We start from the raw sequence: 21,754 nt of genomic DNA, 5'->3' as shown, positions 1-21,754 counted from the left end.
GCACTGTGGCACTCTTCCTCCTTTTCACATGGCCAGAGTCAGAAATCGGAGATCTTGATGCATCCGAATATTGAACGTTTCACTACCGACAGGCGCTCCTTCCTCAAAGGTGCCGGCCTCGTGGCGGCGGCTACCGCAACCGCAAGCGCACTCACGCAACCGATTCGCGCGACCGCCGCCGCCGAAGACAAGACCTATCGCCTCGAGAACGGCTTCATCAGCCTGTCGGGGGCATACGGCAAGCTCACGCAACTGGCCTGTGACCCAAGCGGCCACGGCAACTACGAGCCCACGGCGTTCAGTTCGGTCTTCCTCGGCGGCACGGACTTCTTCGACGACGGCTTCAACGACGGCGTCGCGTGGACCACGAGCGCGGGAAAGCTCAGCCTGACCGGAATTCAGCTCCCCTCGGCCACGGACCTCAAGCAGGCGCAACTCAGCGACCCCATCCAGCTCAGCACCGGACACACGCTCGGTCAGAGCTTCACATCGACGGCATTCCGTTTCACCAAGGTCGGCGGGCAATTCCCGACCTGGAGCAGCTCTTCCACGTCCCTCACGCTCACGCTCTATTCCGGGACCCCTGCGACAGGCCTGACGGAGATCGGCAGTGCGGTGATCGACCCTGTGCAGGACAACGGCTGGGCCTATGTCGAGGTGCCGGCGCAGCCGGCCGGCACGTATTACCTGGAGGCCTCCGATGGCTCGGGCACACCCGGCTGGTGGGGCAGGAGCGGTGACACCACGGTTGACGTCGGGGGTGCGTCGTACGCCGACCGCGTGCAGCTCACGGGTCGGACCATGACCCTCGACGTCGTCGGTTACAACGTCGAGGGCGTTGCAACGTGGGATTTCGTGCTCAGCGGCTCGAAGCTCGCCATGAACTACGGGATGACGTGGCAGGGCGATCCCCGCGCCGACATCGGAATGACGCTGAACACATCGTGGGTCAAAGACGGCTACTCCGTCGACTACGACGACGGAGTCCTGTTCAGCAGATTCTTCGCCGACAACGGCGCCTACCTCCCCGCCCAGCAGCTGAAGCGTCGCACCGCGTGGACGAACCCCGTCCCCGGCACGAAGTGGATCGGCGCGACCGGTACCGGTCCGTACGACCTCCGCATCACAGCGCAACAACCGATCCTCGATGGCACCATGTCCTCCGACGCGATGGCGCTCACGCTGAGCACCGGGAACACCGACGCGGCGAAGGTGATCTCGCGCAGCCTGAGTTTCGACGTGCAGGCCCACTCCGATGCTCTGCCCGCGGTCTTCCCGGTCTTCACGGCTTCGGACAATGTTCGGGCGACACAGGCATCCGCGTTCTACTGGGAGCGGGCGCTCAGCTTCCGCTTCGACGGGCACGCAGCCGATTGGGCCGACTGGAACGGGCGCATCCTCGACTGGACCGGTACGGCCGGCAGGTCGGCGCAGGCTGCCAACATCCTGGCCATCAAGCAGAACGACGATGGCTATGTCTGGTCGTGGACGGATGCCCCTGGCTGGCCCTTCCCCGACCCCACGCTCTACGACGCGAGGCACTTCACGTCGAACGCCATGTACATCCTCGGCACCTGGCGGTACTACTCGTGGTCCGGTGACTCCTCTTTCCTCGCCACAATGCTGCCAAGGGTGAGAAAGGCGATGGACTTCTATCTCGACTCGCTCGGAGGCTCGAGCGGGATCGTCACAATCACGTCGGCCGATCACACCGGCCGCGACGGAGCGGTCAGTTCCAACTATTGGGACATCACCTCGTTCGGCCATCTCGACGCCTACCTGAACGCATACTTCTACGGTGCTCTCGAGGCGATGGCTCAGCTCGAAGACCACGTCCACAACGCCAAGCGCGCCAAGCAGCTGAGAGCTCTGCGCCCGTTGGTGCAGAAGCGCTACAACGAGACGTTCTGGAACAATGCAGACGGCCGGTACATCCAGTGCATCGATGTCGACGGCGTGGTCCACGACTATGGCGCGACGTACGTGAACCTCGAGGCGGCATCCTTCGGACTGCCCACTGCCGCACAGGCCAAGCGGATCTTCCAGTGGCTGGACCACGGCAAAACCGAGCTGCAGGACTCGGTCGTTCTGATCGAGAGCGGAGGTCTGGCGCCGAAGATCGCACCAGGGCAGACGATGGGCATGAGTTTCACCGCCGACGCCCCGTTCACGAGCGTTGCCGCCCGCTTCCCGACGTACAGCGAGCGCGGCGCGGCCTTCACGATGACGCTCTATCAGGGTGTGCCGGGAGGCACGCAGGTCACCATTGCGAAGCAGGACTTCCAAGACTGGGGCGATGGCAGCGTCGCCCACATCGATCTTCAAGCGCAGCCGGCCGGCGTCTACTACCTGGAAGTCTCGAACGTGACCGGCACACTCGCCTGGTGGTCATCGATGACACCTGTGGCCGGCTCTGCGGCGTATACCGACGGCGTGTTGGCGACTGACGCCAAGACGCGACTCGTCGTCGCGCTGAGTGCGTACCGGCCAGGGCCCGCCGACATCTATTCGGCCTGGACGTTCGCGCCAAGGGCCACGACTCGGCGGAACAGCTACTGGTTCTTCCTGTGCGAGCTCTTCACCCCGTTCGGCCAGCAGGTGCAGGACGGCGGCGCGATCCTCTATACATCCGGCTTCGACGTGCTTGCACGTGCTCGTTACCAATCAGCTGACGATGCCTGGGCTCGCTTGACCGCGATTCTCGATCGTTGGAAGGAGCCCGATCACATCTCAGGCGGTTCGCCGCTCCTCCACGGCGAGACCACCGCGGATGTCGGCGGTTCGGTCGGGACCGACATTCCGTTCCCCGAGAGCGGGCTCGCACCGGCAAGCTTCATGTACGCCTTCATCGGCGTCGAAGCCGAACCGGATGCCCTTGTGTTCACGCCGGCGTTGCCGTCCGCTTTGAGCCACGCCGGAGTCCGCAACCTGTACTGGCACGGACTGAACCTCGACGTCGAGGTGACGCGCAGCACCGTGTCGATCCAGGGCAGTGGAATCGACCTGACGAGACCCTATCGGCCAGGCAAGTCGGTGCGAGTGACATCGCAAGAGCTCGCACACGGGCATGCACACGCCGGTTGAGGCAGCCGCAACGAGCGGCCGTCTAAACTCGCGCTGAATGGTTTCATCGAGAGGAGAGCCGGTCGGTGATACGGGGCGCAAGCGTCAAGGACGTCGCCGTTCACGCCAAGGTGTCGATCGGCACCGTCTCGAACGTGCTGAACCAACCCGAGAAGGTCTCCGACGCGACGCGCGAGCGGGTGCAGGCATCCATTGCAGCGCTCGGCTTCGTGCGCAACGAGTCGGCCCGTCACCTGCGAGCCGGGCAGAGCAAGACGATCGGCTTCGTCGTTCTCGACGTCAGCAACCCGTTCTTCACGGATGTCGCGCGCGGCGCCGAACGGGCAGCACGCGACGCCGGCAGCTCGGTGCTCATCGCCAACAGCGGTGAGCACGGCGAGCGCGAGCTGGACTACCTCGATCTGTTCGAAGAGCAACGAGCTCAAGGGGTGCTGATATCTCCAGGAGGCGATGTCGCGGCCAGGCTGTCGGCGTTGCGGGATCGAGGCATCCCCACGGTGCTCGTCGACAGCCCGTCGCCGAGCACGGACTTCTCGTCGGTGCAGACGAACGACGTGGCGGGCGGGCGCATCGCCGTCGACCATCTGCTCGAGGCGGGACGTACGAGCATCGCGTTCGTCGGCGGACCGCTGAAACTGCACCAGGTTCGCGACCGGCTCGCCGGAGCACGCATGGCACTGTCGTCGGCGGACCTCGGCGAGGACGCCATCAGGGTGTGGGAGACCGTGGCGCCGACCGTCGAAGAAGGCAGGCGGGTTGGCTTCCTTCTTGCCGAGATACCGCCCGGCGATCGACCCGATGCCGTCTTCGCCGCAAATGATCTGCTGGCGATCGGCCTCATGCAGGCACTTCTGCTCGAACGCCAGCTGGACATTCCGGGGGACATCGCACTGATCGGCTACGACGACATCGGCTGGGCGAAGTCCGCCGTGGTGCCGCTCTCGTCGGTGCGGCAGCCGAGCGAACTGATCGGGGAGACAGCGGCTCGGCTGCTCATCGAGGAATCTCTCGGCGGTGGTTCGGCGCACCAGCAACTGCAATTCACGCCCGTGCTTGTGGCGAGGGCGTCGACCGTCGGCTGACGACGGATGTCAGTTCGCCAGAGGCGCCTCGAACCTGTGCGCACCGGAGCGGACCGTGCTGGGTTTCGTGTCGCCGGGCAGCCAGATGTCGGCGGTCACGCCGTAGGGCACCGAAACCGACAGCCGCACCACATCATCGACGATCTGCCAGTTGCACTCGATATCGCCGTACGGCGATCGATGGCGCACTCGAGCAGCGGTGACCGGGGTACCTTCCGACACGAAACTCGGCCGGATCGTCACACGACGGTAGCCGGGCTCCGCCATGCTCAGGCCGCCGAGCACCCGGTGCATCCAGTCCGCGACCGCACCGTATGCATAGTGGTTGAACGATGTCATCGAACCCGGATTGATGGTTCCGTCGGGCAACATCGAATCCCAGCGTTCCCAGATCGTCGTCGCGCCCATCGAGACCGCGTACAACCACGACGGGCATTCACGCTGCAACAGCATCGCGCAGGCAAGATCGATTCGACCGGCGATCGTCAGAGCATCGAGGATCAACGGGGTTCCGACGAAACCGGTATTGACCCGGTAGTCCGCCTCGATCACCAGCTCGGTCAGGCGACGCGCCGCGCCGGACCGCTTCGGTTCTGAGTCCAGAAGATCCCAACACAACACGAGGGCGTAAACGGTCTGACAATCGCTGCGAACTCGTCCATCGTCCGTCACATATTCACGGTTGAAGGCTTCCTCGGCCCGAATGGCGATGTCGTCGTACCGGACGACGTCGCCTGCAAATCCGAGAACCTTTGCCGCATCGCGCACAGCGCGGACCGATCGGATGTAGTACGCGGTCGCGACCACGTACTTGTCCGCCTGGGCGGCTGCGGCATCTTCCGGGGGAGCTGTCGGGTCGAGCCAATCGCCGAATTGAAACCCGGTGTTCCAGAGGTTGTCGTCGCCGGCGAGCGTGACCATCTTGTCGACCCACGCCCGCATCGATGAGTATTGGGCAGACAACATGCCGCGGTCGGCATGGGCACGATACAGCGATTCGGGCACCAGAGTCGCGGCGTCGCTCCAGCCAGCCGCGCCCGGGTCCGGATCGCGCAGCACGTCGGGAATCACATACGGCACTCCGCCGTCCGGCTTCTGTTCGGCCGCCAGGTCGCGCAACCATCCGGCCAGAAAGCCTGAGGTGTCGAAGAGGAACGACGCCGTGGGGGCGAACACCTGGATGTCCCCGGTCCAGCCGAGCCGTTCGTCGCGCTGCGGGCAGTCGGTCGGCAGATCGAGAAAGTTGCCGCGCATGCTCCACACGACGTTCTCATGCAGACGATTCAAGTCGGGATCTGACGACTCGAACCAGCCCGTCCGCTCGAGCGCCGAGCCGATGACAAGCGCCTCGACGTCCTCGACGCGCAGATCCGGCACCCCCACGACCTCGGCATAGCGGAACCCATTGAACGTGAACGTCGGCTGCAGAACCTCTTCGGGCGCACCCGACAGGATGTACTCGCACGTCGCCTTGGCGCTCCGCAGCGGTCTGGTACCGAGCTCGCCGTGTTCGAGCACCTCGGCATGCCGGATCGTCACCCGCTCGCCTGCCGTTGCGCCTCGCACGCGCAGTCGAACCCACCCCACGAGGTTCTGGCCGAAGTCCACCACCAACGACCCGCCCGGCGTGGTGATGATCCGCGCCGCAGGCAGGGTCTCCGTCACGCGGACAGGCGGTCCGGTGCGCGCCACAAGCGTGCCGCCGTACGGCGCGAGCACCTCGACCGGTTCGCTCTGTCTCCGCTCGCTGTCGTTTTCGATCCGCAGATCCGTGGTCTGTCCGTCGTACAGGTCATCGAACAGAATGCCGCTCGTGCACGCTCTCCATCCGGCATCCGTGTCGACGACTCGACGGGTTCCATCTGCGAACGTGAGCTCGAGCTGGGCGAGCAGTGCTAGGCGATCACCGTAACTGGAGCGATTTCCCGGCCAGACGAGCTGACCGCGGTACCAGCCGTTGCCGAGAACAGCACTCAAGGTGAGCGTCCCCTGCGTCACGAGCTCAGTCACGTCGTAGGTCTGATAGCGCAACCTGTGCTGGTATGCGGTCCAACCGGGCGTGAGCACGTCGTGGCCGACTCGGCGTCCGTTGATCGCGAATTCGTACAGGCCGAGTGCCGTCACGTAGAGGCGTGCTCGCACCGGCTTCTCTGCGACGTCGAGCTCGCGGTAGACGATCGGAGCACCGCCGTCGAGGCCGCCGAGGCTGATCGGACTCACGAAGTCGGCGGACCAATCCGTCGGCTCGAGCAGACCGGTCTCGACTTCGAGAGAGCTGCTCGGCAAGGTCCACCGGTCATCCGATCCGACGCGCACCCTCAGCGACACACGTTCTCGAGAACGCAGCGGTGCGAACGGCCATGGCACAAGCACCTGCTCGCCCGATGCGACGATGACGGACTCCGCGGTGCCGTCCTCGCGGGAGAGGGTGATCTCGTAACGGTCGAACTCCCACTCCGGATCGTCCGCCTGAATCATCCAGCTCAGGCGCGGCGAAGTTGTGCCGATACCCAGCGTCTGCTCACCGTATTCGCTACGGAAGTTCTCGATTCGCGCCGTGAGATCGCCGTCCGGACGGCTCGCTCTCTCCCCCGCGGCGCTCTCCCAGAGCACCACTTACTCAAGCCCCGTTCCCGCGACACCCTTGATGTACCACTTCTGAAAGACGATGAACACGATCAGCACGGGCACCATGGCAATCACCGCGCCCGCCAGGCCGACCGAGGGCGAGATCAGCGAGTTCTCTCCACCCGCCAATGGGGCCAAAGCAACGTTGATGACCCTGTGAGCAGGATCCGGCGCGACGATCTGCGGCCAGATGTACATGTTCCACGCCGTCAAGAAGCTGACAGAGCAGAAGGTCGCAAGCGCCGGTCGCGACAGGGGCAGAGCGATCGACCACAGCACACGCAGCCAACTCGCGCCGTCGATGCGCGCCGCCTCGATGAGCCCGCCGGGCAGGCTGACGAAGAACTGACGGAACAGCAGAATCGCGAACGCGCATTGCGCGGCCATCGGGATGATCAACCCGGCGAACGAGTTCAGCCAGCCGAGTTGGAAGGTGACGATGAAGAGCGGAATCAACGTCAGGTTGCCCGGAATGAACATCGGAATGACAAGGGATGCCATGATCACGCCGGTCCATTTGAACGGGATCTTCGCGAGCGCGAATGCGGCGGGCAGCGAGATGATCAATTGCAATCCGACGATTCCGATCGCGAAGACGAACGAGTTCGCGATCACCCCGCCGGTGAGGTAGTTCCACGCGTCGGCGAAGTTCTGCCAGACCGGTGTCGTCGGCAGCAGCTTGGGCGGGAAGGTGTTGATCTCGGTCGCCGACTTCAGCGATCCGGAGACCATGAACAGCAGCGGCAGGGCGAGGACGAAGGCGCCGATGACGATGCCGACGTAGCGCGCCGTGTTGGACAGAACGGTTCTCATCAGGAATAGGCCTTTCGAATGCGCACCAGCAGCCGCACGAGCAGCACGATCGCCCCCAACAGCACGAGCTGGAAGAGCGAGAGCGCGCTCGCGTATCCGATGTCCCGGTCGGAGAACGCAACCTTGTACGCATAGAGGGCGAGGCTCTGCGTCGTGCCCAACGGGCCTCCGTTGGTCATGATGAGTGACACCTCGAACGACCCGCTGACGAAACCGACCGCCTGCAGCACCGTCACCAGCAGCGTCGTCGGCCACACGTTCGGCCAGGTCATCGACCACAGCTGTCGCCACGCGCCGGCACCGTCGAGCGATGCCGCGGCATAGATGTCGTCCGACACCCGCTGCAGCCCGCCGAGATAAAGGATGATCACGATGGGCAGTGCGCCCCAGATCATCATGATCACCAGCGCCGGACGAGCCCAGGTGGTGTCGGATAGCCACGCCGGCCCGTTGATGCCGACCCAGCTCAGGGCTTGGTTCACCAGGCCGAAACGCGGATCGTACAACGCCGCCCAGATCACGGACGCGACGGCTGCGGAGGCGATCATCGGGGCGAAGTAGAACACTCTCAGAACCGAGATGCCGGGAAGCTTGGTGTTGACCAGCACCGCGAGCAGGAACCCGAGGACCACGGTCGGGATCACGCCCATGATGACGAAGAGCGCAGTCACCCCGAGGGCATGCCACATGTCGGGATCGGTGAAGAGCCGCACGATGTTGTCGAGTCCGACGAACTGGGGAGGACTGAACAGATCCCATTGGAAGAATGACAGGGCAAGGCCACCGAGGGCCGGAATGATCACGAAAAGAATGAAGCCGATCAACGCAGGCGTGACGAACGCGGTGGCCGTGATGGCGTCGACCCGCTTGCTTCGCCTCCCCGCGGATGGCGCCGTTTTCTCCGGCCTGCCGGTGGTCACGTCGACGGCGGGCGTGGTGGATGTCGTCACAAACTGACTCCGTTGTTGCTGTGAAGGTGAACGACCGCGGCGCGACGTCAGGCGCCGCACCGCGGTCATGGTGAGCTCGGCCTACTTCTTCTTGAAGTCCTTGGCGAGTTGCGCGTTGACCGTGTCTTGCGCCTGCTGGAAGGCCTTCTCGACCGAGACGTGCTGCAGCACGACCTCCTGCGTCGCCTTGACGGTCGCCTGCGTCAGAACCGTGCCGGACGAACCAGGCATCTGCGTGAGCAAAACTGCAGTGCGTGCAGAGTGTCCGAAGATCGCGATGTTCGCAGGTGGCTTGCCGCCTGTGTCCTTCCAGCTTCCGTTGTCGATCCCGTCGTTGGTCGGCGGAATGACGCCGCCGACCTTCTGCGCGACCGCCATGCCGGCGTCACTGTAGAACCACTTCAAGAACGCCCATGCAGCATCCTGCTGCTTGCTCGTCTGCGAGATCGAGAGTCCATACGAACCGCCGCCCGCTGTCGACTTGCCATTGATGGTCGGCATCGACTGCACGTTCCATTCGTCCTTCAGCGCCGCCTGCGTTCCGGGAATCGCTGCTCTCGATCCGATCCCCATGGCGACGTTTCCTGCGGAGAATGCCAGGGCCGGATCGTTCGCGTTGGCCGAATAGGGGTTAGACGAGGTTCCGTACGCGCTGATCAGAAGCTTCCAGGCCTTGATCGCGTCGGGGCTTCCGATGTCGGACTTGCCTGTCTTGCCGTTATAGACATCCGCGCCGAAGGCCCTGAGCACCGGGCCGAAAACGAGCTGGTTACTGCCGTCCTGCAATGGCGATCCGAGCCCGTACACCTTCCCACCGCTCTTGTCCTGAATCTCCTTCGCCACCCGGAGCATGTCGTCCCAGGTCCAGTCGGCCTTCGGATACTCGGTGACGCCGTACTTGTCGAAGAGGGTCTTGTTCCAGTAGAGCCCGACCGAATCGGCGCTCACCGGCAGCCCGGTCACCTCGTCTGGATTGCTGATCGGCCGGTACTGTCCGACGAACGGAGCCGCGAAGTCCTTGATCCTCAACGAACCGAGCTTGCCGTCCTTGATCCCGGACGCAAGGTCGAGTGGCACGTTCGCCTTCGCCAGGGTGTCGGCAAGGTAGTCGACGTTGAAGAACACGTCGGGAAGCTGGCCGCTGATACGCGCCGTGGCGAGTTGCTGGGCGTACTTGGCGCCGTCATCGGTCGACGCCCGCACCTCGACCTTGCGTTTCGGATATTTCTTCATGTACGCGTCCGCGTACTTCTGAAACTGCGGCTGAAGCGAGTTCACCGTTTGAAGAACGATCGTGCTCCCATCGACCGTGCCGGCCGATCCATCGGCCTTGGCGTTGCCCGCGCAGGCGGCGAGCATGGGGATGATGGCCGCAACAGCTAGGGCGGCGACCCATTTGCGGCGCGTCCGTGGTGTACGTGACGTCATTGTCCGCTTTCCTTTCCTCTGTGATTCGTGCAGGATGGTTCTTCCGACGCGAGACGCGGTGTGTCGTGACGTCAAAATTGAAACCTTTCATGCAATGATCTGCCGAGAGAAGGATGTTGTCAAGTGGCTAGCGACGGACACCCCGCCTTTGCCGCACTGAGTCCCCGGCCGGGCAAGGCTATCGCACCCCCTGCGGACGACCTTGGCCGTTCGATCGACATGATACGTTTCAGACTCGTACCTCGCCCCGATGCCGACGGCGGTCGAAGATCGCCGATTGTCGAGCGTCGCGTGCAGCGCGACGGTACCGCGCGCAAGGAAGTCGGAACATGAGTCCCTTCGGCAAATCGATCGGGCCGATCAGACTCCGAGCCGACGGCCGAGAAACGCACCCACGGACGGGAACGCGCTTCATCGCCACGGTCGGCGAGCGTCCCCGGCTGAGTTGGACCGTTCCCGCCTCCTGGCAGGGCAGGCGGCAATGCGGGTTCGAGTTGCGGATCGCGGTCGATAGTGTCGATCCGCGAGGAACCGACGCGGACCTGCTAGCCGACATCCGTGAGGACTCGAGCGACAACGCACTGGTGCTCCCCTTCGATCTCGAACCCTTCGGTGCATGGCACTGGACGGTCCGCGTGCTCGACGAGCACGGCGAGTGGAGCGATTGGGCCGAACCGGCATCATTGACGACGGGCCCACTGGCCCCCGAGGACTGGCATGGCGAGTGGGTCTCGCACCCGGCGAAGGCCGTCCTGCGCGTACCGTTCGCACTCGACACGCCTCCCGTACGGGCCAGTTTGCACATCACGGCGCAGGGGCTCGTGCGTGCCGCGGTGAACAACCTTCCCATCAACGCCGAGGCGACGGATGCCACTCGCACCGACTACGTACGGTCTCTGTACCGCAGCTACGAGATCACCGATGCCTGCAGGGCCGGAGACAACAACCTCGACCTGACGCTCGCCCGCGGAGAGTGGGAACGCACGGGACTGCACCCGCGAGTGCTCGCCGAGGTTGTGATCGAACAGGCGGACGGCACTCGCTTGCACGTCGGCACAGGCGGCGGGATGCGCGTGGCGCCGAGCGAGGTGACCGTCGAGGAGCCTTTCTACCTGGAGCGGCACGAACCTACCCTTGCGCCGGAGAGGTTCTCGCCCTCACCGGAACTCCGCGTCATCACGCCCGTCGATCATCCCGACTCACCCGACGAAGCGCCGCGCGATGTGCAGCCGGATCCGACGCCCGCCCTGCACGACGTTTTCGAGATCCACCCCGTCGAGGTCGGCCGCGTCGGCGATGCCAGGATCTTCGACGTCGGAGTGAACATCGCCGGCCGTTCCGACCTCGAACTCTCTTCAGCAGTGACTCCCGGGCTCACGATCAGAGTCGTGCACGGCGAGCACCTCGACGCGACAGGACGGCTCGACACCACCAATCTGACGATGCCGTTCGATCACGGTCGCGTGAGACAGGCCGTCGAGTATCTGACGACCGGGTTGCCGGGTCAGCGCTGCACGCCATGGTTCGCGTACCACGGGTTCCGTTACGTCGAAGTGCAGGGGCTTCCCGACGATGCGTCGATACGGATGCGAGTGCGCACCCATCACACCGACCTGTCGCTCATCAGCCGCTTCGAGACCGACGACGACCAGGTCAACCGGCTGATCCAGCGTGCGCCGCGCACCGTGCTGAACAACGTGCACGGCATCCCGGAGGACTGCCCGACCCGGGAACAATCCGGGTGGACCGGCGACACGGCGGCGGCGACCGAGTTCGAATTCGCCGCATTCGACACCGAGGCGTTCTTTCGCAAATGGCTGGCCGACATGCGCACCAGCCAGCAGGCCGACGGATCGATCCCTGCGATCACGCCCGACCTGCGCAGTGAGCGGATTCCGGCCGATCCGGTGTGGGGAGCAGCGCTGCAGCGGGTGCTGATGAATCACTGGAATCACTACGGCGACCGACGCGTCGTCGATGAGAACCTGCCGACTCTGCGCCGCTGGGCGGACTTCCAGCTCGCGGCGCGAGACGTCGCGGGCGTCGTTTCACGCGCGCCGATCAGCTACGGGAGCGACTGGCTCGCCCTGGAGCAGACGCCGCCGCCGATTCACCACACTGCGGCCGCGATCGACTGCCTGCTGGTGTTGGCGGATCTCGAGGACGCCGTCGGAGATCCCACAGCGGCCTCCGTCCGCCGCCTACAGGTGGATGAGTTGCAGGCAGCGGCACGTCACGCTTTCTTCGACGAGGCGCGTGGCACCTTCGGCAACGGCTCCCAGGGTTCGTATGGCTGCGCCATCGAGGCCGGCATCCTCACAGGCGACGAGGTGGAGTCGGCTGCTGCTCGCATCGAGGCGGACATTCGCGCGAGAGGCAACCGGGTGTCGTCGGGTTTCGCCACGACCAGGAGCGTCGTGCTCTCTCTCGCCCGAACCGGTCGCTCGGGGGTGCTTTTCGACATCCTCCAGCAGCGTGCGGAGCCCGGAATCGGAGCGATGGTCGACCACGGGCCGGGAACCCTGTGGGAGTGCTGGTGGATCGACCCGAACAACACGGGCACCGGATCGCTCGATCACGTCGGGCTCGGCGGCGCGTTCGCCACCTGGGCCTGGCAGCATCTGGCGGGTGTTCGGCCGATCGCTCCCGGCTACACCCGGTTCGAGGTCGCTCCCCAGTTCGTCGCCGGCATCGACTCTCTCACGCTCGACACCGAGACGATCCGAGGCACGGTGCACGTCGAGTACCGACGTAAGGCAGACCGCGCAGCGGTCACCGTTGCGGTTCCGGTCGGATCGGAGGCGATCGTCGTGCTACCCGGGTCCGGGCCTCGACCGGCGGGCCCCGGCCGTCACGAATACGACATCGCCTGGCCGACGACCATCCCGTCGCGGCCCGCCGAAAGAGCGGCTCCCTGGCACCCGCCGTCGTCGGCTCAGGTGTCCACGGATGTCGACGGCGGCATCGATCTGCTCGCCGTCGCCGTTGCGGCGGGCAGGTGCAGCGCGGGCGGAGCATACGTCGACGTGCTCGCCGACGGCATCCATTGCATGCCTGTGCCGCACGCGCAGCTGCCGGGACCCGTGCTGCATGTGACCGCCGCAGCACCGCGCGCCGCTCTCGTGCCGCTGGCACGCATCGAGTTCGACGCTCCGCTCGATCTCACACGGGCGCGGTTCGCGTACGCGATGGTGGACCTCTGTGCAGACCCGACGGGGGGCCCCGTCGACACCGTCATCGTGCTGCACGCCGTCGACGGCTCGTCCGTGGAGGCGACAGGGCGATTCTGGCCGGCGGGCTGGAACCGCGTCTCGATCGACATCGCCGACTGGGCGCCCCGGTCGGCTGTGGTGGCGATCGAAGCGGGCATCCGCTACTCCGGCGATGACGAGCCGACCCGCGCTGCGGACTCCACCGCCGCGCCCTCGTTCCATCTCGGCGAAGTCGGGTACAGCACCCTCGAACGCACGTGGTGATCGATCGCGGCCGGTGAACGAGGGTCTCCCTGCCTCAGGTCGACTTCGAGCTCTCGCGGACCACGAGTTCCGGAGGCAGACGCAGGTGCTCGTGCTGGTGCCCTGAGGGGTCCGCTGCCTCGTCGAGCACGAGCCGGATAGCCTCACGGGCGAGCTCGCGCTGTGGCTGCCGAATCGTTGACAGCGGCACGATCGCCGACGCCGCATAGTCGATGTCGTCATAGCCGACGATGGCGATATCGTGCGGCAACCTGATGCCGGCGCGAACGAGCGACTGCATGAGCCCGAGCGCCAGCAGATCGTTCGCGGCGAACACCGCATCCGGGCGCTCGGCGGCCGGCATCCTCGCCAACTCATCTCCTGCCGCGTTGCCATCGGCGATGGTCTGATCGACCGTGTCGATGTGCGTCAGCTTCACACCGGAGGTTTCTGCGCACGCACGCAGTGCGCCGACCCAGCGGTCCTGCACCTGGTGCAGCGGCCCGCCGAGGAACGCGATGTACCGCTTGCCCTGCTGCACGAGGTGAGTCGCCGCCAGGTATCCGCCCGCGTCACCGTCCATGGCCACCGAGCAGAAGTCGCCGCCATCCCCCCGGATGTCGAAGAGCACGAGAGGCATTCCGCGCTGGCGCAAGCGGCGCATCCGCTGCGTTGTTCCCTCCAACGGGGCGATCAACATGCCTCGCACGCGCTGCTCCTCGAAGAGATCGATGTAGCGATCCTCGCGTCCGGCCAGTTGGTCGCTGCTACCGAGCACGACCGTGTAGCCGAGCTGCTCGGCTGCGGCCTCGCTCGCATGCGCGAGTTCCGCGAAGAACGGGTTCGCGACATTCAAGACGATCATTCCGAGTGTCGTGCCACCCCCCATCTTCAATTGGCGGGCCAGGTCATTGCGCACGAAGCCGAGATCGTCGATGACCTGCAGCACTTTGGCCAGAGTGCGCTTGGACACGATGTCCGGCTTGTTCAGCACGTTCGAGACCGTGCCGACCGATACTCCGGCGCGTTCAGCGACCTCGCGTATTCCGACCGGCCCCGTCACGTTCCCGCCTTTCCGGCGCTCACCCCGCCCTCGGTCATTACATCCTAGAGAGGCCATCACCGACTTCGAGACCGGGTTCACTCACTGCCTGGAGGAGGGTCGAGCCGGCCTCGGCGAGCGAACTTGACATCGCATACTGCCGAACCTAACCTGATCAATGAAACGATTCAGGGCAGAGTTTCCCGACCGGTGACGGCGCGGACCAGGAGCGGGCATGACTTCAACAGATCACACGACGCGCGTCTGCTTCACGCTGCACGTGCGCACCGACCGGCTCGAGGCGTATCGCGAACGGCACGCGGCCGTCTGGCCGGAGATGTTGCGTGAGATCGAGGCATCCGGCCGCCGCAACTATTCGATCTTCCTGCGCGATGACGGGCAGCTGATCGGCTATTTCGAGACCGCCGATCTTCAGGCATCAGAGGACTATCTCGCCACCTCCGAGGTCGCAGCACGCTGGGAAACCGAGATGGCCCCGTTCTTCGCCGGCCTCGACGGTCGCCCCGACCAGGGCTTCACCCGCATCCCCGAAATCTTCAACCTGAACGACCAACTCGCGTCAGCGACCACCGCGCCGCAGAAGGGCCTTGCCTCATGACCATTCCCACCGAAACCCTGGCACTGCTCGAGCAGCAGGCGATCGAACTCCCCTCATGGGCGTTCGGCAATTCGGGCACCCGCTTCAAGGTCTTCGGACAGGCGGGTGTTCCGCGCGATCCGTTCGAGAAGATCTCGGACGCCGCACAGGTGCACAAGTACACGGGCCTCGCTCCGAGCGTCGCGCTGCACATCCCGTGGGATCTGGTCGATTCGTATTCGGACCTGAAGAAGCATGCCGAGGACAACGGCGTCGCGCTCGGCACCGTCAACTCGAACACCTTCCAGGATGACGCGTACATGCTCGGCTCAGTGACGCACTCCGATCCGGCGGTCCGGCAGAAGGCCATCGACCATCATTTCGAGTGCATCGATGTGATGAACGAGACGGGTTCGCGCGACCTGAAGATCTGGCTCGCGGACGGCACGAACTATCCGGGGCAGGATGACATTCGCGCCCGCCAGGACAGACTCGCCGACTCGCTGGCGAAGATCTACGAGCGGATCGGCGACGACCAGCGGCTCGTGCTCGAGTACAAGTTCTTCGAGCCGGCGTTCTACCACACCGATGTGCCGGACTGGGGCACCAGCTACGCACACACCGTCGCTCTCGGCGACCGGGCGTTCGTCTGCCTCGACACCGGACATCACGCGCCTGGAACCAACATCGAGTTCATCGTCGCGCAGTTGCTACGACTGGGAAAGCTCGGCTCGTTCGACTTCAACTCCCGGTTCTACGCGGATGACGATCTGATCGTCGGCGCCGCCGACCCGTTCCAGTTGTTCCGCATCCTCTACGAAGTCATCCGCGGCGGGGGCTACGGCGTCGACTCCGGCGTGGCGTTCATGCTCGACCAGTGCCACAACATCGAGAAGAAGATACCCGGCCAGATCCGCTCGGTGCTCAACGTGCAGGAGATGACCGCGCGGGCGCTGCTCGTGGACACCGACGCTCTGGCGAAGGCGCAGAGCGCGGGGGACGTACTCGGAGCCAATGGCATCCTGATGGACGCTTTCTACACGGATGTCCGTGGCGATCTCGCCTCATGGCGCGAGTCCCGCGGGCTGTCGGCTGAGCCGATGGCTGCGTATGCGGCATCGGGCTACCAGGAGAAGATCGAGGCCGACCGGGTGGGCGGCACGCAAGCGGGATGGGGCGCGTGAGCTCGTTCACGGAGGCGGATGCCGCTGGCGTACCGTTACGGGTCTATCGGCCTGAGCACCCGAGCGGCGACGCGCTGTTGTGGCTGCACGGCGGCGGCTTCAGCGGCGGCGACCTGACGATGCCCGAAGCCGACTGGGTGGCCGACTCGCTCGCGCAGCGCGGACATCTCGTCGTGACCGCCGATTACCGACTCGCCACCGAGACGGTGCGCTTCCCCGCACCGTCCGATGACGTGCTTGCAGCGTGGACCTGGCTGTGCGGGAACGCCGACGAGCTGGGCGCTCCGGGCGCCCTGCATCTCGGGGGCGCCAGCGCCGGTGGCAACCTGGCGCTCGGCGCGGCGCTTCGACTGCGAGACGGCGACTTCGCGGCAAGCGGCGCTTCCCAGCCGGCCACTGTCATGCTCGCGTACCCCACGCTGCACGCGGTTCAGGCTGCACCGTCCCCAGACCTCATCGAGTTGCTCGAAACCCTCCCCGTCGGCGACCGGAGTGGGCCCGACTACGTCACAGCCATGTACCGCCGCTTCATCGCTGGACCGCTGGACCAGGCACCACCCGCCGCCGTTCCTGGCACAGTGGACCCCTCAGGTCTTCCCCCGATCATCATCGTCGCGAGCGAGATCGACGGGCTGCGGCCTTCGGCGCAGGCGTATGCGGAACTGCTTTCGGCAAACGGCGTCGAACACGAATACCACGTCGAGCCCGGCGTGCAGCACGGACATCTCAACAGACCGGACAGCCCCGCCGCGCTCGAAACGATCGGCCGCTTCCACGCGTGGCTCACGACGAAATCTTGAACACGCACTCTTGAACGAAGGACCCCCATGACCAACCAGGCAGTTGCAGACCTGCTTGCACGCTCGAACCGCCTCGGCTCCGACCCGCGCAACACGAACTACGCGGGGGGCAACACCTCGGCGAAGGGCACCGAGACCGACCCTGTGACCGGCGAGGACGTCGAGCTGCTCTGGGTGAAGGGCTCCGGCGGCGACCTCGGCACGCTGGACGAGTCCGGCTTGGCCGTACTGCGCCTCGACCGTTTGCGGTCGCTCGTGAACGTCTACCCGGGCGTCGAGCGCGAGGACGAGATGGTCGCCGCGTTCGACTACTGCCTGCATGGCAAGGGCGGCGCCGCGCCGTCGATCGACACGGCGATGCACGCGCTGGTGGATGCCGCGCACGTCGACCACCTGCACCCGGACTCCGGCATCGCGATCGCGACCGCCGCCGACGGTGAGGCGCTCACCGCCACGATCTTCGGCGGCAAAGTCGCGTGGGTTCCGTGGCGTCGGCCCGGATTCCAGCTCGGCCTGGACATCGCCGCCATCAAGGCCGCCAACCCCGACGTGATGGGCGCGGTGCTCGGTGGACACGGCATCACGGCGTGGGGCGACACGTCGCAGGAGGCCGAGGCGAACTCGCTGTGGATCATTCAGACTGCGGCCGACTACATCGCCGAGCACGGGCATCCCGAACCGTTCGGCGGCGTTCGCGCCGGGTTCGAGGCGTTGCCGGATGCCGAGCGTACGGCCCGTGCCGCCGCACTGGCTCCCACGATTCGCGGGCTGGCATCCCACGACAAGCCGATGGTCGGGCACTACACCGACTCGCATGCAGTGCTCGACTTTCTGGCGTCGGAGAAGGCGCCCGCGCTGGCGGCGCTGGGTACCAGCTGCCCTGACCACTTCCTTCGCACGAAGGTGAAACCGCTCATTCTCGACCTGCCGGCGACGGCGACTCCCGAGGAGCAGATCGCCCGGCTGAAGGAACTGCACGAGCAGTACCGCACCGACTACCAGGCCTACTACGACCGGTACGCGGTTCCGACAAGCTCAACCGGCGAGGGAAGCCCTGCGATTCGCGGCGCGGACCCGCTCATCGTCCTCGTTCCCGGCGTCGGCATGTTCAGCTACGGCGCGAACAAGCAGACCGCTCGCGTGGCGGGCGAGTTCTACGTGAACGCGATCAACGTGATGCGCGGCGCAGAAGCGCTCTCCACCTACTCTCCCATCTCGGATGCCGAGAAGTTCCGCATCGAGTACTGGACGCTCGAGGAGGCCAAGCTCCAGCGCCTGCCGAAGCCGAAGACCCACCAGGGGCGCATCGCGTTCGTCACAGGCGCAGCATCCGGCATCGGCAAGGCCATCGCCACCCGGCTGGCGAAAGAGGGCGCCTGCGTCGTCGTGGCCGACCTCGACCTTGAGAAGGCGCAGGCCGTCGCCGCAGAGCTCGGCAGCACGGATGTCGCCATCGGCGTGGCAGCGAACGTCGCGGATGCCGCGGGCGTGCAGGCCGCGATCGACGCGACGGTGCTCGCGTTCGGCGGCATCGACCTCATCGTCAACAACGCGGGGCTCTCGCTCTCGAAGCCGTTGCTGGAGACCACCGAAAAGGACTGGGACCTGCAGCACGACGTGATGGCCAAGGGCTCATTCCTGGTGTCGAAGGCCGCGGCATCCGCCCTCATCGCCCAGGGCCTCGGCGGCGACATCGTCTACATCTCCTCCAAGAACAGCGTCTTCGCCGGCCCGAACAACATCGCGTACTCCGCGACCAAAGCCGACCAGGCGCACCAGGTGCGGCTGCTCGCCGTCGAGCTCGGCGAACACGGCGTGCGCGTCAACGGCATCAACCCCGACGGGGTCGTGCGCGGCTCCGGCATCTTCGCCTCCGGCTGGGGCGCCAACCGCGCCGCGACCTACGGCGTCAAAGAGGAGGAGCTCGGCCAGTACTACGCGAACCGCACCATCCTCAAGCGCGAGGTCGTGCCAGAGAACGTCGCCGACGCGGTGTACGTGCTCACCGGTCCGGAGCTGTCGCGCACTACGGGCCTCCACATCCCCGTCGACTCCGGCGTCGCGGCCGCATTCCTGCGATGAGCGGCACCCCGACAAGCGCTAGTCGTCGAGCGGAGGTCACCGTCGCCGCGGTCGACCTCGGCGCGACGAGCGGACGGGTCATCGCGGGGACCGTGTCTTCCGACGGCATCCGTCTCGACGAGGTCTCCCGCTTCCGGACGGGGGCCGAGCGCCGCGTCGACGGATGGCACTGGGACTTCGCGCGCATCTTCGGCGATGTGCAAGCCGGGCTCGGTGCGGCTCATCGGGCGGCGGGCGAGCTCGCAAGCGTCGGCGTCGACTCCTGGGCCGTCGACTACGGCTTGATGGCAGGTGGCGAGCTGCTGCGCGAGCCGTTCCACTATCGGGATGAACGCTCCGAACGCGGCGTTCGGTGGGTCGGCGAACACATCACCGACCGCGAGCTCTTCGAGCGCAACGGTCTGCAGTACTTGCCGTTCAACTCCCTGTACCAGCTCGAAACCGATCGTCTCGACGGTGTGCTGGATGACGCGAGCCGGATTCTCCTCATTCCCGACCTGGTCGTCGCGCTGCTGACCGGGCGCGAGGTGGCGGAACGCACGAACGCGTCGACCACCGGACTGCTGGATGCACGCACTCACGAGTGGGACAACCATCTCCTCGAGCTGCTCGGGCTCGATCGAACGCTGTTTCCGGCACTCGTCGATCCCGGAACCGTCGTCGGTCAGATCGCAACGCTCGGCGAGACGCCGATGGTGACCGTCGGATCGCACGACACGGCATCCGCCGTCGTGGGGGTTCCTGCCACGACCGATGACTTCGCCTACATCAGCTGCGGTACCTGGGGCCTGGTCGGTCTCGAACTGGAGCGCCCGATACTCACCGAGGATGCCCGTACCGCCGGCTTCACCAACGAGCTCGGCGTCGACGGGCGCGTGCGCTTCTTGCACAACGTGATGGGCCTGTGGTTGCTCGACGAGAGCGTTCGGCAATGGCGCGAAGACGGCACGACCACGCTCGCGCTCGCCGATCTGTTGGGCGCCGCGGCAGAAGTGGCCCACGCCGTGCCGCTCTTCGACGCGGACGACCCGGTGTTCATGGCGCCTGGCGACATGCCTGCACGGATCGCCGCATGGTTCGACGAGCGCGGGCGGTGCGGTCCGTCCGGCATCGCCGAGACGGTGCGTTCGATCATCGAGAGCCTCGCGCAGACCTTCGCCGACACCGTCGAGAAGGCCGCAGCGCTGAGCGGCCGCGACGCGCCGGCCATCCACATCGTCGGCGGTGGCAGTCGCAATGAACTGCTCTGCCGATCGGTCGCCGCTCGTTCCGGCCGCACCGTGCTCGCCGGACCGAGCGAGGCCACGGCACTGGGTAACGTGCTCGTGCAGGCGCGGGCGATCGGTGCGGGCTCGAGTTCTTTCCTCGGGAGTGATCTGGAGTCACTGCGCGGGTTCGCGGCCACCGCGTTCCCGCCGCGGGTGGTTCGGCCTGCCGGTGGACGCATCAAGTGAAGCGCGATGAGAAGCACCATTGACCGTGGGCCTCCGAGTCGAGCGCGCCCGATTGGACTAGACCCGCTGTGAGCTTTGACGGATGATCAACTCCGGCTGGATCACGATGCTGCGAACCGGAAGCGGTTCCGACGACTCGGCCTGGTCCTTCACCAGGTCGACGGCACTCCGTCCGAAGACCTCTCGCGGCCTCCTGACCGTTGACAGCGGCACTGCTGCCGACGAGGCGAAGTCGATATCGTCGTAGCCGACAACGGCGATGTCCTCTGGAATGCGGAGCTCGCTTCCCGACGAAATCGCTTGCATGATCCCGATGGCGAGCGAGTCGTTCGCGGCGAAGATACCGTCCGGCCAGTCCGCTCGCTTTCTGCCGAGGAACTGCTCGCCGGCGACGAGCCCCGCCTGCACGGAACGTTCCACTGTGGGAATCACCTCCAGCCGCACACCAGGATGCGCGTCGACGGCTGCGCGCGCCCCGCGCAGCCGTTCGGCGATCTGATGGATCTGGATCTCTCCGCCGATGAACGCGATCGACCGGCAGCCCTGCGCGATCAGGTGGCTGACGGCTCGCTCGGCTCCGAGGAAGTCGTCCACCGATGTCGATGAGAACCTGTCGGTCTGGCTGTACGCGTCGACCAGAACTGTCGGTATCCGACGCTTGAACAGCAGGTCGAGTTCGCGTTCTCTGGTCATACCCGACGCAAGGATCACGCCGTAGACCCGCTGCTGCGCGAACATCTCGATGTACTGACCCTCCCGTCCTGCGTCGCCGTTGCTACTCACGATGAACAGGAAGAGCCCGCTCTGTGCGGCTCGTCTCTCCATTGCATCCGCAACGTCCCCGAAAAACGGGTTGTTGAGCTCGAGAGCGACGAACGCGAGCGTTCGGCTCTCTCCGGCACGGAGCTGCCGAGCAGCCTCGTTGCGGATGTAGCCGAGATCCTTGATCGCTTTGCTGATCCGCTTCTTGGTGTCCGGCGCGACACGCTGCGGTGCGTTCAGGTACTTCGACACCGTGCCGATGGACACGTTTGCACGCAATGCCACGTCCCGAATGCTGACCACTGTTGCACCACTCCCATATCTCGAGCGGCCATTTCGCGCCCGAAGGACTGTTTTCCTCGCCCCATCATATCGATTACTCGGGTGCTTTC

The 21,754-nt window shown here is 65.6% G+C and carries 14 protein-coding genes; 8 read left to right on the top strand and 6 right to left on the bottom strand.

Going from position 1 to position 21,754, the window contains the following annotated elements; genetic code table 11:
- Positions 1 to 57: 57 nt before the first annotated feature.
- Positions 58 to 3,084, top strand: a complete 3,027-nt coding sequence (locus tag MJ603_RS17345; RefSeq protein WP_243065015.1) for a GH116 family glycosyl hydrolase — start codon at positions 58 to 60, stop codon at positions 3,082 to 3,084.
- A gap of 65 nt (positions 3,085 to 3,149) precedes the next feature.
- Positions 3,150 to 4,166, top strand: coding sequence for a LacI family DNA-binding transcriptional regulator (locus MJ603_RS17340; RefSeq protein WP_243065014.1), 1,017 nt, complete (start codon positions 3,150 to 3,152; stop codon positions 4,164 to 4,166).
- Positions 4,167 to 4,175: 9 nt separating this feature from the next.
- On the opposite strand, the gene MJ603_RS17335 is transcribed toward MJ603_RS17340, so the two are convergent.
- From MJ603_RS17335 to MJ603_RS17320, 4 genes are all read right to left on the bottom strand, one after another.
- Entirely contained in the window at positions 4,176 to 6,782 is a 2,607-nt protein-coding gene (locus MJ603_RS17335; RefSeq protein WP_243065013.1) for an alpha-L-rhamnosidase, read from the bottom strand.
- Entirely contained in the window at positions 6,783 to 7,607 is an 825-nt protein-coding gene (locus MJ603_RS17330; RefSeq protein WP_243065012.1) for a carbohydrate ABC transporter permease, read from the bottom strand.
- Positions 7,607 to 8,557, bottom strand: a complete 951-nt coding sequence (locus MJ603_RS17325; RefSeq protein ID WP_243065011.1) for a carbohydrate ABC transporter permease — start codon at positions 8,555 to 8,557, stop codon at positions 7,607 to 7,609. Before MJ603_RS17325 ends, MJ603_RS17330 begins: the two co-directional genes overlap by 1 nt.
- Positions 8,558 to 8,638: 81 nt before the next feature.
- Entirely contained in the window at positions 8,639 to 9,985 is a 1,347-nt protein-coding gene (locus tag MJ603_RS17320; protein WP_243065010.1) for a sugar ABC transporter substrate-binding protein, read from the bottom strand.
- Positions 9,986 to 10,314: 329 nt separating this feature from the next.
- On the opposite strand from MJ603_RS17320, the gene MJ603_RS17315 reads away from it, so the two are divergent.
- A complete protein-coding gene (locus MJ603_RS17315) occupies positions 10,315 to 13,461 on the top strand; it encodes a family 78 glycoside hydrolase catalytic domain (RefSeq protein ID WP_243065009.1) in 3,147 nt (1,048 codons plus the stop codon).
- 34 nt (positions 13,462 to 13,495) lie between these two features.
- Here MJ603_RS17315 and MJ603_RS17310 read toward each other — a convergent pair whose 3' ends face one another.
- The gene (locus tag MJ603_RS17310; RefSeq protein ID WP_243065008.1) at positions 13,496 to 14,503 is read right to left on the bottom strand and encodes a LacI family DNA-binding transcriptional regulator; all 1,008 of its coding nucleotides are present in this window, start codon (positions 14,501 to 14,503) and stop codon (positions 13,496 to 13,498) included.
- Positions 14,504 to 14,717: 214 nt separating this feature from the next.
- Between MJ603_RS17310 and MJ603_RS17305 the strand changes: the two genes are divergently transcribed.
- The 5 genes from MJ603_RS17305 to MJ603_RS17285 are packed head-to-tail and all read left to right on the top strand — an operon-like array spanning position 14,718 to position 20,600.
- Positions 14,718 to 15,101 (top strand): L-rhamnose mutarotase, encoded by a 384-nt coding sequence (locus tag MJ603_RS17305; protein ID WP_243065007.1) that lies wholly within the window; start codon positions 14,718 to 14,720, stop codon positions 15,099 to 15,101.
- Positions 15,098 to 16,264 (top strand): L-rhamnose isomerase, encoded by a 1,167-nt coding sequence (rhaI, locus tag MJ603_RS17300; RefSeq protein ID WP_243065006.1) that lies wholly within the window; start codon positions 15,098 to 15,100, stop codon positions 16,262 to 16,264. Before MJ603_RS17305 ends, rhaI begins: the two co-directional genes overlap by 4 nt.
- Positions 16,261 to 17,064: an alpha/beta hydrolase gene (locus MJ603_RS17295; protein ID WP_243065005.1), complete on the top strand. Its 804-nt coding sequence runs from the start codon at positions 16,261 to 16,263 to the stop codon at positions 17,062 to 17,064. Before rhaI ends, MJ603_RS17295 begins: the two co-directional genes overlap by 4 nt.
- 27 nt (positions 17,065 to 17,091) lie before the next feature.
- Entirely contained in the window at positions 17,092 to 19,146 is a 2,055-nt protein-coding gene (locus MJ603_RS17290) for a bifunctional aldolase/short-chain dehydrogenase (protein ID WP_243065004.1), read from the top strand.
- On the top strand, positions 19,143 to 20,600 hold the full coding sequence (locus MJ603_RS17285) for a rhamnulokinase family protein (protein WP_243065003.1): 1,458 nt from the start codon (positions 19,143 to 19,145) through the stop codon (positions 20,598 to 20,600). The genes MJ603_RS17290 and MJ603_RS17285 overlap by 4 nt, the downstream gene beginning before the upstream one ends.
- A 57-nt stretch (positions 20,601 to 20,657) precedes the next feature.
- Here the strand turns inward: MJ603_RS17285 and MJ603_RS17280 are convergent, their stop codons facing one another.
- The gene (locus MJ603_RS17280; RefSeq protein ID WP_243065002.1) at positions 20,658 to 21,647 is read right to left on the bottom strand and encodes a LacI family DNA-binding transcriptional regulator; all 990 of its coding nucleotides are present in this window, start codon (positions 21,645 to 21,647) and stop codon (positions 20,658 to 20,660) included.
- Between the last annotated feature and the right edge of the window lie 107 nt (positions 21,648 to 21,754).

This window comes from Humibacter sp. RRB41 (genome assembly GCF_022761015.1).
In the GTDB taxonomy this organism is placed as follows: domain Bacteria; phylum Actinomycetota; class Actinomycetes; order Actinomycetales; family Microbacteriaceae; genus Humibacter.
Note: the sequence above shows the minus strand (reverse complement) of the source record. Positions and strands in the feature narration are given on the sequence as shown.